The sequence below is a fragment of the Paraburkholderia sp. JHI869 genome (assembly GCF_038900775.1).
Lineage (GTDB): Bacteria > Pseudomonadota > Gammaproteobacteria > Burkholderiales > Burkholderiaceae > Paraburkholderia.
The window spans coordinates 157,777-171,290 of sequence record NZ_JAYMSC010000009.1 but is presented as its reverse complement, the minus strand read 5'-3'; the positions used below and the strand labels follow the sequence as shown (position 1 = coordinate 171,290).

The following is a 13,514-nucleotide window of genomic DNA, read 5'->3' as shown; positions in this document are numbered from 1 at the left end:
GCTACGCGTCCTGCATGCGGCGGGCGGCACGCTGCGGCAGCACCACGATGCAGCCGACGATAAAGATCATCAGCAGTGCCGACGCATAAAACCGGCTGAAATGCAGGCCGCCATCGGCTACAGGCTTGTCGAGCAGGTCGCCCAGCGTCGCGCCGAGCGGACGCGTGAGCACGAACGCGAACCAGAAGAGCGCCGTGCGCGACACGCGCGGCCACAACCACAGCAGCGCCACGGCGACGAGGGCAGCACCAAAGATCGCGGCGCCGTATTCGTAGCCCACGCCAAGGCCACCACGGTCTTCACCCGCCACCCAGTCGCCGAGCGCCGTGCCGAGCGTTTGCGAAAACAGGATCGTAATCCAGTAAAACCACTCGACGCGCGGCGTCGCGACGCTCTCGATCGAAACCGTGCCTTCCACGCGGTACCAGATCGCGAGACTGGCCGCCAGCAGCGCCAGAATGATCGACACGCCGCCGGGATAGCCCACGCCGAGCGAGCGGTCGCAGAAGTCGGCGAGCGTCGTGCCGAGCGTGGTCGTGGCGACGATGGTCGCCCAATACAGCCACGGGTAGAAGCGCTGCGCGCGGATCTGCGCCGAAACCAGCACGACGAAGCACGCGAGGAAAATAAGCGTGCCGACCAGGTAGCCCAGATTCAGTGACATCGTCACCCAGTCTCCGCCGGTTTCGCCGAGCGTGGTGCAAGCAACCTTGATGACCCAGAAGCCGAACGTCACGGCTGGGACCTTGCTGACCGCATCTTCGATGAGACTTCGCGTCGTGGTAGACATGAATACTCCTTGCGCCGCATGAGGGGCGGAACGAAACAGCCTTGCACTATATGCTGCCGTTGCTTAACTAAGCCTTAACCAGCAATGAATACGCGTTTCTCACACACCATGGCATGCGCATAAGCGACCTCTAAGGTTCGCTGCGTAGTCTGGGGACATGCGTCGCGATGATCGAACGGCGCAATGCTGAATGAGCGGTTCAGAATTACGGTTTGATAATCCGCACACAATCATTCAGTAATCCGAATCAATTTTCTTATAGGGAATCTACATCATGAAACTTCTGCTTGCTACCGCTATTGTGTCGCTCGGCGTTGCCTTGTCCCCCGCGGCCTTCGCACAAAATGCCGAACCTCCCGTACACGCAACGCAGGCGCAGCAACCGGCCAACCCGCAAAGCGCCAGCACACAACGTGCCGACGACTCCGGCTATGGCATGGAAAGCTCAGGCACCTCGAATGCCTCTGTTGCGCAAACGCCGCGCCACGGTGTATTCATGTCACAAGAGGGTCGCAACGATCTGTTCGCACATCATTGATGTGCGAACAGATCGAGCCGGCGGGGATGACTACCGCCTGCGACGCGGCGCGTTGGCGTTATCACGCGCCGCCGCGCCGCTTGTCGCGCGCCAGTTCATTGGGCGGCATGGCGCCGTTTTCCTGCAAGGGTTCACCGGCAATCCGGCGCTTGCCGGCCTGATCGCTGGCAATATTCGGCGTCTCACCTTCTGCATCGTATTCGGCGGCAATCTGTCTTTCGGCGCGACTCCAGTATTCGTCCGCCCGGCCTTGCGGCGCGCCGTCGTCTTCCCAGAGTTGATAAGCGCGTCGCCGCACGCGCTCTTCCCGTTGTTCATTCATGGTCATTCCTCCGATGGGCGCGCGTGAACGGCGTTGCAACCGACCAAACCCGTTTGCCGTTGGCGCACTGCTTGTGCTGCGAGCAAACACGGTGCCCGACGCCTGCGCCATACTCACACCATCATCAATCGAATCCCTGATGAGGAAGATCGCTCATGATGAACGCGCTGCACGATGAAATCGCGCAGAAAGGGGCCATCGTTCTTCAGCCTCCGGTCGATCGCCCGTACGGCATGCGCGAATGCACCGTGGCCACACCGGATGGACACCGGTTCGTAGTGGGTCAATCCATTGCTTGAGCGACGCGTGATCACGAGCGTTTCATAACATCCGCACCACGAATCAACGCGACAAGGCGAAACCAATACGCGCCGCCCAGCGGTGCTGGTTGTAATCGAGCAGATCCTCGCCGTAGCCGTTGAAATAGCCGATCCACAAGTACCCGCCCCAGGCATTGCCAAACAGCTTGGCAAGCGGGTATGTGAATTGCGCATCGACGCTGCCGTACCACGACTTCGTGCCCTTTCTCAGCGTGGTCGCGAGCTGCCAGCCGTCCGGGCTGCCGTACTTGATCAGCAGATCGACGTAGCCGCGATAGTCGGCAATATCCGAGTTCTCTCCCGCTATGTGCGTGTACCCGTAAATCTTCGGCGCAATGGTCAGGTGGTTCGCATTGAGGTCGCCGAAATCCCAAATCGGCTTCACGTAGAAGTAATCGAGGCCGCGCGATTCCGGTCCATCTTCCCCGTTCGAGTCATGCTCGTAGCCCGCCTCGATGCCCATGCGGGTGAACCATTTCGACCGCCAGCCCGTGTCCTCGAGGTAATAGAACATCGCCGGCATGTAACTCGTATCGCGGAACGGCGCGGAATATTCGTTGATGTCCCACAACGAGGTTTGCGTATAAGCGAAATAAAGGTTGTCGACGAAACCTCGCGAGCGCGGATCGTCCGGTAACACAAAGCGGAATTTAAAGCTGACCTGGAATTTCGCGAGATCGGAGTCGTTCGAGGCAAAACCGTCCGCAAAATAGTTCGGTTGGTAGAACGAGAAGCGGCCCGCGATGAAGGTGCCTAAATCCGGCACGAGCGAATTCGAAGGCTTCACGGTGGAAGGCGGCATTTGCGCGGCGAGCGACTCGTTGCCCGCCATCGGTCCGTCGGCCTGCCCAATGGCGAGCAAGGTGGATGCGGGCGCAACGGCCGCCGCAGGCGCACTCGCAGGTGCTGGCGTGGCCGCATTTGCCACGGCCTCGCGCGGCTTGCGTGTGAGCAGCACCACCGAAGGCGAAACGTCCACGCCGGGCACGTCCACTCTCACGGCGCCGCGCGCCCACTCGGGCCAAGGCGCGCTATAGCTCACCGCCTTCATGTCTCCTGCCGCGAGCCGCACGTGCTCGGGCGCGCCTGAATCACGCGTAAGCAGCACGGCCCTCGGCAACTGCTCGCCGTTGGTGAGCGTGATGCTCAAGGTGCGGGGCACGTCGACCGAGGTGCCGGAGGGCGCGTCGCCGGTATAGACGATCGTCACCACGAGCGGCTCGTCGGATCTCGCTTCGCGCGGCGGCCGCATAATGGACACGGCAGCGCGGCTCACCGGCGCGTAGCCCGCGAGCGTGGCCGCGGCCAGCGCCAGGCACGCCAGCCTTCCCCATGGCAACCGCACGCGCTGTTCGGAACGGAACGCGGATACCGCACAAGATGCAATTCGACTCGCCACGTTACCTCCTTGTATCGCCAGAATGATTCACCGCGCGGTGAATCCAGCCGATGCTTTTCTACGAGTGAAGCGTGGTGCTTTCGGGAATCGTGCCCTATTCCCTGTTATTCGCTGTTACATAGAGGATGCCAAAATTGGTTGCCGCCGCTGCTATGATCAAAATGTTTCATTCGGATTTGCCGGCAATCGCCAGCAGCCGCTTTTCGCGAGAACTGATATGAAACCTGTCCTGCTTGCACTCGCCCTGCTCGGCGCTTCTACGTGCTGGGCGCAGGCCAGCGCTCCGGCTGCGTCGTCGCATCAGCATCACGCTGAAACTGTCGACGACCGCGTGAAGGAATTGCATGCTGAACTGAAGATTACTCCCGCCGAAGAAGACAAGTGGGCGAAAGTGGCCGACGTCATGCGCAATAACGCCAAAACGGTGGATGATCTGATCCAGCAGCGGCACGATCACGCGCAGCAGCAAACCGCGGTGGAGAACCTTCAATCGTGGAATGAGATCGCTCAGGCGAATGCCGACGGCAGCAAGGCGATGCTCGATGCCTTCTCTGCGCTTTACGCAGACATGCCCGACGCGCAGAAGAAGCTTGCGGACACCGCTTTCCGGCCGACAGAAGCGCACACGAAATAACCAGCCGCGAGCGCCGGCAACACGCGCTCGCGACGGAGGATCGACGATGAAACTCCGTGTGTTGAAGTTTGCATTCCTTTGTATCGCGGCAACGCTGTGCGCGATGCAAACCGCACAGGCGCGCGTGAACGTCAATGTGGGCGTGGGCATCGGCATTCCGGGGGCGTTCTACGCGCCGCCGCCGCCCGTGCTCTTCATGCATCCCGCGCCGATGTGGCCGCCTCCCGTTGTGTATTCGCGCCACGGCTTTTCGCCGTGGCACCATCCCCCGCATTTCATGGGTCCGAGACACATGCGGCATCCCGGCTGGGGACCGCCGCCGCCGCGCTGGCGCTAAAGGCGCCGCCGCATGATTGCGCGGTGAACGAAAAAAGCCACGGCTCGCGAAAGCCGTGGCTCACCTCACTTCTCAAACTGCATCAGGCGCCGAGCGCGGGATCGCTATAGCTCGGGTGGCCCGTTTCGACGTGACCCGCAATGCGGCGCACGAAGGTCGAATCGCTATCGACCGTGATCGTCAGGTCGTACCAGCCGTGCGCGTTGCGCAGGTCGAGATAAAGCTGCTCGGTGTCGCCGCCGGGCACGGTGCGCTGGATCTTCGTGCCCGGGTCATACGCGTTGACGATCGTGAACTGGCAACGCGCGCTGCCCTTGTTCTCGAGGCGCAGTTGCAGGTTGCCGTTCGCCACGTCGTAGCCTTCGGCCACTTCGGGGCGCGCCGTTTCGTTGCCGCCGAACCAGCTCGATTTGACCTGCGTGCCCGCGAATCGGCGCAGGAAGCCATTCGGTCCGTGCACGCTGAAGTCGTATGCGCCGGTGGCGCCAAGCGTGAACTTGTCCTGCAGGTGCTTGCCGGCTTCGACCGTATAGGTGCGCGGCGCGTCGGTGCTGCCCGCCGTGTAGAGGAGGAACACGGCGCCGGCGCGGCCCGAATTGACGAAGCGCGCGGCCACGTCGCCCGAGCCCGCATTCGCTTCGAAGCGCACGAACAACTCGTACGGCAGCGCGCGAGCGTTGCGCACGCCCGCTTCCTGCTTCGGCACGCTGCCCACGACCGGCGGCACCGGCACGTAGTCGGGGTGACGCAGCTTGTCGGGCGGCGCATAGCCCGTCGTGGAAGGCAGCGCGGGAATGGCGGCGTTAGGCGTGGCGAAGTTGAATGCCGACGTGAGGTCGCCACACACGGCGCGGCGCCACGGCGTGATATTCGGCTCGCGCAAGTCGTGATGCAGACCGAAGCGCTTCTCGATGAAACGGATCACGGACGTATGGTCGAACGTCTCCGAGCACACCCAGCCGCCGCGCGACCACGGCGAGACCACGAGCATCGGCACGCGCGGCCCGAGGCCATACGGCCCCGCCGCGTACTTGCTGCTGCCGGGGAAAATCTCGTTGGTGATATCGACGGTCGAGAGGCCGTTTGCGCTCGAAGCCGGCGGGAACGGGGGCGCCAGGTGATCGAAGAAGCCGTCGTTCTCGTCGTAGTTCACGAGCAGCACGGTCTTGCTCCACAGATCCGGGTTCGACGTGAGGATCTGCAACACCTGGTCGACATACCATGCGCCATAGTTCGCGGGCCAGTTCGGATGCTCCGAGTACGCTTCGGGCGCGACGATCCACGAAACCTGCGGCAGCGCGTTGTTCGCCACGTCCTGCTTGAGCACATCGAAATAGCCGCCGCCAGCGAGCACGTTCGTGCCCGTGCGTGCTCGGTCATACAGCGGATTGCCCGGCTGCGCGTTCTGGTATTGATGGAAGTACAGGAGCGAGTTGTCGCCGTAGTTGCCGATATACGGATTGTCGCCCGTCCAGCCCCACGAGCCCTTGGCGTCGAGGCCTTCGCCCGCGTCCTGATAGATCTTCCACGTAATGCCCGCGTTTTGCAGGACTTCCGGATACGTGGACCAGCCATAGCCCGCTTCCGCGTTGTCGACCACCGGGCCGCCGCCGCTGCCGTCGTTGCCCACCCAGCCCGTCCACATATAGTAGCGGTTCGGGTCGGTCGCGGTCATCGTCGAGCAGTGGTACGCGTCGCAAATCGTGAACGCGTCGGCGAGTTGGTAGTGGAACGGAATGTCGTCGCGCGTGAGGTAGGCCATCGTGGTCGTGCCCTTGGCGGGCACCCACTGGTCGTAGCGGCCGCCGTTCCAGGCGGCGTGCGTCGTGGTCCAGTCGTGCGGCAGATCCTGGATGAACTGCAGGCCCAGGTTGGACGCCGTGGGATGGAACGGCAGCACTTCGCCCGCACCGGCCGCGAGCGGCTGGTTCCACACGGGCTTGCCGGTGGGCAGCGTGATCGTGCGCGTGTCGCCGAAGCCGCGCACGCCGCGCAGCGTACCGAAGTAATGGTCGAACGAGCGGTTCTCCTGCATGAGGATCACGATGTGCTCGACATCGCGAATGCTCCCCGTGCGATTGTTCGCGGGAATCGCGAGCGCATTACGGATGCCCTGCGGCAGCATTGTCAGGGCGGTGGCCGAACCGGCGCTCATCGCGGCGGTGCGGAGAAAGTCACGGCGGCTTCTCGATGTCATCTTGTGGTTTCCATCTTCAGGTTGAGAAAGGCACGCACGGCACGCCGCCTTGACGGGCGGCAGGCGGCAAGGCCGCGCGGCCGGGCACGTCAATCAGCGGTGTGGATGACGGGTGTGACAAGCGGTTCGATCTGCGCGGCTTGTGTGTCTTGCGCGCTCCCGCCGGCGGGTGGCTTTGCCGGCGAGCGTACGGCGTTCGCGGGCAATGCCGCGTCGCTGTTTGCACTGCGGTTTGCACTATCTGGGAAATTCGATGCGCCCGCATCCGATGCCAGCGTGAATGCGTTGGCGAGCGGCGGGCTCTGCGGATGGCTGCCCGGCTGCGCTTGCGCGAGTTCGCGTGCCGCGTTCGTGGTGAGCGCGGCGCGCGCGTCGCTATCGCGTGCGCTGCATGCACCAAGCGAACAAAGCGCGGCTGCACATGCAAGCAGCCTGGCGCTCGCACGCATCGTCGTGAATGCAGCGGGCAGGCTCAATCGTTTGCGTGACGCGTTCTGCAAAAGCAGACGCGCCGGCGCGAATTCGACCGTCATCGAAGTCTCCGTCCAGATAGAGGCACAACAACGGCTCGAGGAGCGGCCCGAGCAGGGGCCTCGCGCACGGCGCATGCAACAGGCATGCAGCGGCGAGGCAACGCCGAAGCATAGCGAAGCTGCTTTTAAATTTTGTGACGGTGCGTGGCGCCGCTCGAATGGCGGCGCAAGCGGATTAGCCGGGTGCGTTGCGGATTTGCAGTTCCGGGTATCCGGTTACCGGATCAAGTTCGCGAGCGAAACGATGGCCCGGCAGCAGTAACAGCAGCAGTTCCGCCGTGGTGCGGACCGTGCAGCCGCGCGTGACGTGGCCGCCGTACACCCGTCCTTGCGCGTCGGACACCGACATGTGCAGATGCGCACCATCGTGCGACACGGAGCCCGCGAGCGTGAGGATTTCGAGGTCGCCGCGCAATTCGGTCGGCGCTTCGGCACCCGCGAATCGCAACTGCGCGACGCTCAGGCTGCCAATGCCCTGAATGACGAACGCCGCATGCGAGGCCTGCTGGCTTAGCAAGCCTTCGACCGCGACGCGCAGATCGTCGCCAGGAGACAGGCGTACGGGATGGATTTGCATGCTGGGCTCGGGGTCGTCGTAGGGTGTCACGTTCGGCACAGGTTAGGCCGGGACGGGGAATGAGGCAAGTCGCACCATGTGCAACGGCCCGCTCGAAGCGGGCCGCCCTAACCTTGCGCCTTCAATCACCGATCACTGATGCGCGTAGATCGAACCAACTCCGGGGATGTCACGCGGAGCCGAAGCCGAACCCGAACCCGCTGCCGACGAGCCACTCACCACACCGCCGAACGCCGATGCCGCCGCGCCGTTCTGCGCACTCACCTTCGCTTCGGCAGCCTGGATGTCCTGCGGATAATTGTTGTCGTCGGCTGCCGGGTTATAGCCGGCCTTTTCGAGCTGCGCCAGTTCGGCGCGGACCTGAGCACGCGTGACCGGTTCGGCCGACTGCGCGAAGGAGACGACAGGAACAGCAACAACAGCGGCAACGATCAGCGACTTGATGAGTTTCATAGTAGCCACCTGTAAGCAATGAGTTGTGTCGGACCACGATTGCGTGGCTCGTGCGTCCAGTCTTTTCGATCTCGCTCTGCGACGTCGCTGACTGGCATGGGTGTATTTGAACGCCCGCACGTATCTCGCTTGTTTCCACGAACCCCTGCTTTTGCAAGCCTCCTTGTCCGTTGCCGCGGTGGATACACGACGATACAAAACCCCGCGCTACTCCCGCATCTCGCTCAGCGACACCCCGTTCGGGCGCAGGCGCAAGCGCGTATCGATACGCTGCCACGGCAAATCGGCAGGGTCGGCGGCCATGGGGCCGGGCGCCTTCGCCACGAGATGCGCGGACGCGATTGCGTCGAAATCGGCGCGATAGTGGACCGAACTCTTGTTGACGAGAATCTTCATGCGCTCCGGTTCGATACCCGCCGCGCGATACAGGTTGCGGTCGAAGATCTGCATCTTCACCGAGCTGACCGCGATCCTCACGCCGTCGATGCGCAGGCACGCCACCGGGCCGATATCGGTCCACATGCCGTTCATCATCGGGCCGTCGAAGCGCACGCGCCCATCGGCGAGATGCTCCACCACGAAGCGCGCGGCGAGCGGCGCGTCGCCGGGCACGCCCGAACCGCCCGCGAGCGCCAGCTCGATCGTCGCGCCCACGCCCGCTTCGTGCGCCTTCGCGGCCGCCTGCGGGTCCCAGATCAGGCCCACGGCCGCGTCTTGCGCGCCCTGGCGCAACAGCGCGCGCACGAGGCCCATGGTGTTCGAATCGCCGCCCACGCCCGGGTTGTCCTGCGTATCGGCGATGACCACCGGTTGCGTGGCGTGTTCGGCAAGACGCATGGCTTCGCGCACGGCGGCGTCGGGGTCGAGAAAGCGCACTTCCCAGTCGCGCTCCTGCTCGACGATGGCCGAGGCCAGTTCGTTCACTGCCGCCACGACGGCGGTTTCATCGAAGCCATAGCCCCACACGGCCGCGCCGCACTCTGGGAAATCGGAAGCCGGAAACCCTGGCGCGAACGAGAGCGAGACGAGCGAATCGCCCTCCAACTGTACGAGATGCGCGTACGTGCCGCGCGCCGGTTCCGCGAGCGTGCACATGCCATTCACGGGAATGAGGAACGGAATGCGGCGCACGTAGCGCTTGAGCCTGCGCCCGGGCTCCGCTACGAGGCGCGCGAGGATCTGCGCGGCGCGCGCGCCCGTTTCGGCCATATCGACGTGCGGATACGTGCGGTACGCGACCATGGCGTCAGCGTGCGTGAACATCTGTTCGGTCACGTTGGCGTGCAAATCGAGCGAGACCACCACGGGCATCTCGCGGCCTACGATGGCCCGCACGCGTGCGAGCAGCGCGCCTTCGCCGTCGTCCAGATGTTCGGTGACCATCGCGCCGTGCAGGTCGAGATAGATCGCATCGAAGCCGCCGCGCCGCACGGCATCGACGATTTCACCGGCAATGCGCTCGAAAGCGTCTTCGGTCACGTGCGCCGAAGCGCTCGCCCCCGCCCAGATCACCGGAACCAGCGTATGGCCCGACGCTTCCGATGCCTGGATGAATCCTCCCGCAGGCACGTTCACGTCGCGCAGCGTGAGCACGTCGGCGCCGCGCGTGAGCGGCGGGAAGCCCTCGCCCTGAACGAAGCTTTGGTAACTGGCTTTCGTCGGGGCAAACGTGTTGGTTTCGTGCTGGAAGCCCGCGATGAGAATCTTCATTTCTCTTTACCTCATTTGCATAGGATGACTTATCAAATAAACGACGTGCGTTCAGTGCTTCGCACTCGAGAGCCTGACCGTGAGAATCAGCAGCGCGCCGATGAGCGCCACGCCGCCCATTGCAAGCAACGCAGGTTGCAGGCTGCCCGTCGCCGTCTTGATCCAGCCGATAGCCGCAGGACCCCAGAAGCCGCCCGACAGCCCGATGGTGTTGATCAGCGCAATGCCGCCCGCCGCGGCCGGCCCTTTGATGTACTCGGGCGGAATCGCCCAGAAGACCGTGTAGGCCATCCACAGCGCCATCGTCACGAGCGTGAGCAGCGCGAGCGTGGGCGCCAGGTGATTGCCCGTAGCGGCGCACAGCGCGAAAAGCAGCGCGGCCGCGGCCGCCGGCACGGCGCAGTGAAAGCGCCGTTCGCCGAGCCGGTCGGAACGCCGGCCCATGTACAGCATGCCCACCGCCGCCGCGACATACGGAATCGACGTGTACCAGCCCAGCGTGATGAGATTGCTCACGCCTTGCGCCTTGAGGATGGCGGGCAACCAGAAACTGATGGCGTAAATCGACGCGATGATGCAGAAGTACGCGAACGCCAGCACATACACCTTGCGATCGCGCAGCACGCTGCCAAACGAGGTGGCGTGCGCCTCGGGCGCGCCGACTTCGGCTTCGATCTGGCGCTTTTCGTCGTCGCTCAGCCACGCGGCGTCGGCAGGACGGTCGGGCAGATAGAGGAACGTCGCGATGCCGAGCACGATGCACGGCAGGCCTTCCACGAGAAACATCCATTGCCAGCCTGCGAGTCCCGCCTTGCCCGCAAGCGTGCTCATGATCGCCGCCGAAACCGGTCCGCCGACAATGCCGCCAATCGGCCCGGCGAGGAACACCATCGCTATGGCGCGCGCCATGCGCGAGGGGCCGTACCAGCGCGAAAGATAGAAGATCATGCCCGGCGCAAAGCCGGCTTCGAACACGCCCAGCAGGAAGCGCATGGCGTAGAACGCGGACACGCTGCGCACGAACAACATGCACGCCGACGTGACGCCCCACAGCACGAGAATGCGCCCGAAGGTCTTGCGCGCCCCGATCTTCGGCAGCAGCAGATTGCTCGGCAATTCGAACAGCACATAGCCGATAAAGAAAATGCCTGCGCCCACGCCATAGGCGGCGTCGGAGAAGCCAAGGTCAGTCTGCATCTGCAGCTTTGCGAACCCGACGTTCACGCGGTCGAGGTAAGCAAACAAATAGCAGATCAGCAGAAACGGCAGCAATCGCGCGTTGATCCTGCTGTAGAGCGCGGAAGCGTCAAGGCTTCTCGTGCTGGGAAGAATGGCGGCCATGTCCTGTCTCCTGTTGGTGTGCGTCGTGCGCAATACCATCCTGGCCAGGGCATACTCCGCTAGCAAGAGCAACAAAGTTCACATATCGTTCTCTTTCGGGCAACACTCCACTTCAAGCGATCGAGGGCGCGATGCGCGAAATCAATCAGCAGCGGTTGCGTTACTTCCACGAAGTGCTCACGCACGGCACGATCCGCGGCGCCGCGGACAGCCTGAACACGTCGCCCTCGGTCATCACGCGGCAAATCAAGCTGCTGGAGGACGAACTGGGCGCGCAACTGTTCGAGCGCCAGGCGCGCGGCGTGAAGCCCACCGAGGCCGCGGCGCATCTGCTGGAGTTCTGGCGCGGCTACCGCGCGCAGCAGGAGAAGTTCGAGGACCAGTTGCACGCGTTGCACGGGCTTCAGCAAGGCCGCGTGGATCTGGTCGTGAGCGAAGGCTACGTGGACGCGCTCGTCGCCGAAGTCATCACGCCGTTCTGCGCGCAGTATCCGAAGCTCGACGTGAGCCTCACGATGCTGCCCGTCGACGATGTGCTGGGTGAGGTTGCCGAAAGCCGTGCGCATATCGGCCTTGCGTTCAATCCGCCGCCGCATGAGCGCATCGAATACCGCGCGAGTTCCGCGCAGCCCGTCGTGCTGCTGGTGCGCCGCGACCATCCGCTCGCGCTGCGGGGCACGCCCGTCACGATCACCGACCTCCTCGCGTGGCCACTGGCGTTGATGCCCAGCACGTTCGGCATCGGGCATCTTGCGAAGATGCTGGCGTTCGCGGAGAACGTCGAGATTCGCGCGACGCTCACCACCAATTCGCTTACCGCGCTCAAGCGTTTTGTCGCCGTGGAAAACTTCGCGACGCTGATCGGCGAGTTCGCCGCCTCGCGCGAGATCGAGGCCGGCGAACTCGTGACCGTGCCGATCGATCACGCGCTCTTTCAAGGCACGAAGGCGCGCGTGCTCGTGAAATCGGGGCGGCCGCTCGTCGCGGCCGCGCACGAGTTGCTCGACTGGATCCTGCAACGCATGACGATGTTTCAGGCCGCGCACTAAAAGCTGGCTAGAAAGTGTCCACGTCGACGACGGCTTGTGCGAAGGCCTGAGGCGCTTCCTGCGGCAGGTTGTGGCCGATGCCGCTGAAGGAGGTCCAGGAGGTGCTACGAGTGCAGCGATGTGCGTCTGGTTCGTTACTCGATTTACCTGGTTATCCTCTCTATTTTATCGACTGGCGCCGTCACCCGAACCGCACGCAATACACCGGCGGCAAGTGTGCCGAAACGAGTTGCCAGTTTTCGCCGCCATCGTCCGAGGTCCACAGCGCGCCCGTGGTCGATCCCATGGCGAGACGCGTGCCGGAGCCGTCGATGTCGAGTCCGTGCCGGTAGACGAGGTCGTAGGCCGGCGCGGCTGGCAAGCCGTTCGAGAAGCGCTCGAACGTGCGGCCGCCGTCGCGCGTGCGCGTGACGACAAATTCACCATTCACGGGTACGCGGTACTGGTCCTTTTGGGCCGGGACGAACCACGCAGTATCGGGCTCGCGCGGATGCACCACGACCGCGAAGCCGAAGCTGGACGGCTGCGCTTCGATGCGCCGCCAGTGGGCCGCGCCATCGGTCGAGCGGAAGATCGCGCAGTGATGCTGGGTCCACAGCACGTCCGGGTTCGCCGCGCATTGCACCACGCGGTGCGGGTCTTGCGCGTTCGGTTCGCCGCGCCGCTCGGGCGGCATGTAGTCGGCTTCCATCCCCTCGGCGGTGAGGCGCCAGGTCGCGCCGCCGTCGCCCGTTTGCCAGACGCCGCCGCACGACACCCCCACCGTGACGTGCTGGCTGTCGCGCGGGTCGACCATTACCGAATGGATGCCCGGCGCATCGTAGCCGCCGCCCGCCCATTCGCGCCGCTCAGGGCGGTCCCACAACGGACGGTTGAGTGCCCAGGTGTCGCCGCCGTCGGCGGAGCGGAACAGGCCGCCCGGTATCGTGCCCGCCCACAACACGCCAGGCTCGTCCGCGCCGCCGGGCTCGAGCGACCAGATCTGCTGGAGCGACCAGGGCGCGGGCAGGCGCCCCAATTCATCCGGTTGATTGGCCTGAATGTCCTCGGCTGGCTGCGGCGGATAGACGGGTACCGCGCACTCTTCCCAGTGGGCCATGCCCGCGCGCCGCCGATGCAGTTTCACGCCGAAGTGGCCGAGATTGAGCGCGGCGTAGAGCGAACCGTCGCGCGCATCGGGCATCACCATGCTCACCGGTTCGCCGACGAATTCAGGTTCACCGATGGTCCAGCCGCCTTCTCCATCGGCTTGCAGAACGAACAGCCCCTTGCGGGTTGCGACTAGCAGTCGATCGCTCATCTCGTGCCCTCGTG

Annotated in this window: 15 protein-coding genes; 5 read left to right on the top strand and 10 right to left on the bottom strand. The window is 64.1% G+C overall.

Going from position 1 to position 13,514, the window contains the following annotated elements:
• Position 1 precedes the first annotated feature (1 nt).
• On the bottom strand, positions 2–790 hold the full coding sequence (locus tag VSR72_RS17685; protein ID WP_342953637.1) for a hypothetical protein: 789 nt from the start codon (positions 788–790) through the stop codon (positions 2–4).
• A gap of 274 nt (positions 791–1,064) precedes the next feature.
• Between VSR72_RS17685 and VSR72_RS17680 the strand changes: the two genes are divergently transcribed.
• Positions 1,065–1,328 (top strand): hypothetical protein, encoded by a 264-nt coding sequence (locus tag VSR72_RS17680; protein ID WP_342953636.1) that lies wholly within the window; start codon positions 1,065–1,067, stop codon positions 1,326–1,328.
• A gap of 61 nt (positions 1,329–1,389) precedes the next feature.
• Here the strand turns inward: VSR72_RS17680 and VSR72_RS17675 are convergent, their stop codons facing one another.
• Complete coding sequence (locus tag VSR72_RS17675; protein ID WP_342953729.1) at positions 1,390–1,650, bottom strand: DUF2934 domain-containing protein; 261 nt, start codon at positions 1,648–1,650, stop codon at positions 1,390–1,392.
• Between the two features lie 155 nt (positions 1,651–1,805).
• On the opposite strand from VSR72_RS17675, the gene VSR72_RS17670 reads away from it, so the two are divergent.
• Complete coding sequence (locus tag VSR72_RS17670; protein ID WP_342953635.1) at positions 1,806–1,949, top strand: hypothetical protein; 144 nt, start codon at positions 1,806–1,808, stop codon at positions 1,947–1,949.
• Positions 1,950–1,992: 43 nt separating this feature from the next.
• Here VSR72_RS17670 and VSR72_RS17665 read toward each other — a convergent pair whose 3' ends face one another.
• The gene (locus tag VSR72_RS17665; RefSeq protein WP_342953634.1) at positions 1,993–3,369 is read right to left on the bottom strand and encodes a phospholipase A; all 1,377 of its coding nucleotides are present in this window, start codon (positions 3,367–3,369) and stop codon (positions 1,993–1,995) included.
• A gap of 37 nt (positions 3,370–3,406) precedes the next feature.
• Here VSR72_RS17665 and VSR72_RS17660 point away from each other — a divergent pair, with 37 nt between their 5' ends.
• The gene (locus VSR72_RS17660; protein WP_342953633.1) at positions 3,407–4,003 is read left to right on the top strand and encodes a Spy/CpxP family protein refolding chaperone; all 597 of its coding nucleotides are present in this window, start codon (positions 3,407–3,409) and stop codon (positions 4,001–4,003) included.
• A 46-nt stretch (positions 4,004–4,049) separates the two neighbouring features.
• Positions 4,050–4,340, top strand: a complete 291-nt coding sequence (locus tag VSR72_RS17655) for a hypothetical protein (RefSeq protein ID WP_342953632.1) — start codon at positions 4,050–4,052, stop codon at positions 4,338–4,340.
• A gap of 82 nt (positions 4,341–4,422) precedes the next feature.
• Here VSR72_RS17655 and VSR72_RS17650 read toward each other — a convergent pair whose 3' ends face one another.
• The 6 genes from VSR72_RS17650 to VSR72_RS17625 all read right to left on the bottom strand — a co-directional run bounded on the left by VSR72_RS17650 (position 4,423) and on the right by VSR72_RS17625 (position 11,151).
• Positions 4,423–6,537, bottom strand: coding sequence for a phospholipase C, phosphocholine-specific (locus VSR72_RS17650; RefSeq protein WP_342953631.1), 2,115 nt, complete (start codon positions 6,535–6,537; stop codon positions 4,423–4,425).
• Between the two features lie 89 nt (positions 6,538–6,626).
• Positions 6,627–7,070, bottom strand: coding sequence for a hypothetical protein (locus VSR72_RS17645; protein ID WP_342953630.1), 444 nt, complete (start codon positions 7,068–7,070; stop codon positions 6,627–6,629).
• A 175-nt stretch (positions 7,071–7,245) separates the two neighbouring features.
• On the bottom strand, positions 7,246–7,647 hold the full coding sequence (locus VSR72_RS17640; protein WP_342953629.1) for a PPC domain-containing DNA-binding protein: 402 nt from the start codon (positions 7,645–7,647) through the stop codon (positions 7,246–7,248).
• Positions 7,648–7,779: 132 nt separating this feature from the next.
• Positions 7,780–8,100 carry a DUF4148 domain-containing protein gene (locus tag VSR72_RS17635; protein WP_342953628.1) on the bottom strand — a complete coding sequence of 107 codons (321 nt, stop codon included), beginning with the start codon at positions 8,098–8,100 and terminating at the stop codon, positions 7,780–7,782.
• A 207-nt stretch (positions 8,101–8,307) separates the two neighbouring features.
• Complete coding sequence (locus VSR72_RS17630; protein WP_342953627.1) at positions 8,308–9,810, bottom strand: M81 family metallopeptidase; 1,503 nt, start codon at positions 9,808–9,810, stop codon at positions 8,308–8,310.
• A 51-nt stretch (positions 9,811–9,861) separates the two neighbouring features.
• The gene (locus tag VSR72_RS17625) at positions 9,862–11,151 is read right to left on the bottom strand and encodes an MFS transporter (RefSeq protein ID WP_342953626.1); all 1,290 of its coding nucleotides are present in this window, start codon (positions 11,149–11,151) and stop codon (positions 9,862–9,864) included.
• 131 nt (positions 11,152–11,282) lie between these two features.
• Here VSR72_RS17625 and VSR72_RS17620 point away from each other — a divergent pair, with 131 nt between their 5' ends.
• The gene (locus tag VSR72_RS17620) at positions 11,283–12,200 is read left to right on the top strand and encodes a LysR family transcriptional regulator (protein WP_342953625.1); all 918 of its coding nucleotides are present in this window, start codon (positions 11,283–11,285) and stop codon (positions 12,198–12,200) included.
• Positions 12,201–12,381: 181 nt separating this feature from the next.
• Here the strand turns inward: VSR72_RS17620 and VSR72_RS17615 are convergent, their stop codons facing one another.
• The gene (locus VSR72_RS17615) at positions 12,382–13,500 is read right to left on the bottom strand and encodes an exo-alpha-sialidase (RefSeq protein WP_342953624.1); all 1,119 of its coding nucleotides are present in this window, start codon (positions 13,498–13,500) and stop codon (positions 12,382–12,384) included.
• Positions 13,501–13,514 lie beyond the last annotated feature (14 nt).

Excerpts from the sequence above, each read along its gene's own strand:
- VSR72_RS17685 (WP_342953637.1), bottom strand. The coding sequence starts at position 790 with ATGTCTACCACGACGCGAAGTCTCATCGAAGATGCGGTCAGCAAGGTC.
- VSR72_RS17640 (WP_342953629.1), bottom strand. The coding sequence starts at position 7,647 with ATGCAAATCCATCCCGTACGCCTGTCTCCTGGCGACGATCTGCGCGTC.
- VSR72_RS17645 (WP_342953630.1), bottom strand. The coding sequence starts at position 7,070 with ATGACGGTCGAATTCGCGCCGGCGCGTCTGCTTTTGCAGAACGCGTCA.
- VSR72_RS17680 (WP_342953636.1), top strand. The coding sequence starts at position 1,065 with ATGAAACTTCTGCTTGCTACCGCTATTGTGTCGCTCGGCGTTGCCTTG.
- VSR72_RS17615 (WP_342953624.1), bottom strand. The coding sequence starts at position 13,500 with ATGAGCGATCGACTGCTAGTCGCAACCCGCAAGGGGCTGTTCGTTCTG.
- VSR72_RS17650 (WP_342953631.1), bottom strand. The coding sequence starts at position 6,537 with ATGACATCGAGAAGCCGCCGTGACTTTCTCCGCACCGCCGCGATGAGC.
- VSR72_RS17630 (WP_342953627.1), bottom strand. The coding sequence starts at position 9,810 with ATGAAGATTCTCATCGCGGGCTTCCAGCACGAAACCAACACGTTTGCC.
- VSR72_RS17620 (WP_342953625.1), top strand. The coding sequence starts at position 11,283 with ATGCGCGAAATCAATCAGCAGCGGTTGCGTTACTTCCACGAAGTGCTC.
- VSR72_RS17655 (WP_342953632.1), top strand. The coding sequence starts at position 4,050 with ATGAAACTCCGTGTGTTGAAGTTTGCATTCCTTTGTATCGCGGCAACG.
- VSR72_RS17675 (WP_342953729.1), bottom strand. The coding sequence starts at position 1,650 with ATGAATGAACAACGGGAAGAGCGCGTGCGGCGACGCGCTTATCAACTC.
- VSR72_RS17635 (WP_342953628.1), bottom strand. The coding sequence starts at position 8,100 with ATGAAACTCATCAAGTCGCTGATCGTTGCCGCTGTTGTTGCTGTTCCT.
- VSR72_RS17670 (WP_342953635.1), top strand. The coding sequence starts at position 1,806 with ATGATGAACGCGCTGCACGATGAAATCGCGCAGAAAGGGGCCATCGTT.
- VSR72_RS17625 (WP_342953626.1), bottom strand. The coding sequence starts at position 11,151 with ATGGCCGCCATTCTTCCCAGCACGAGAAGCCTTGACGCTTCCGCGCTC.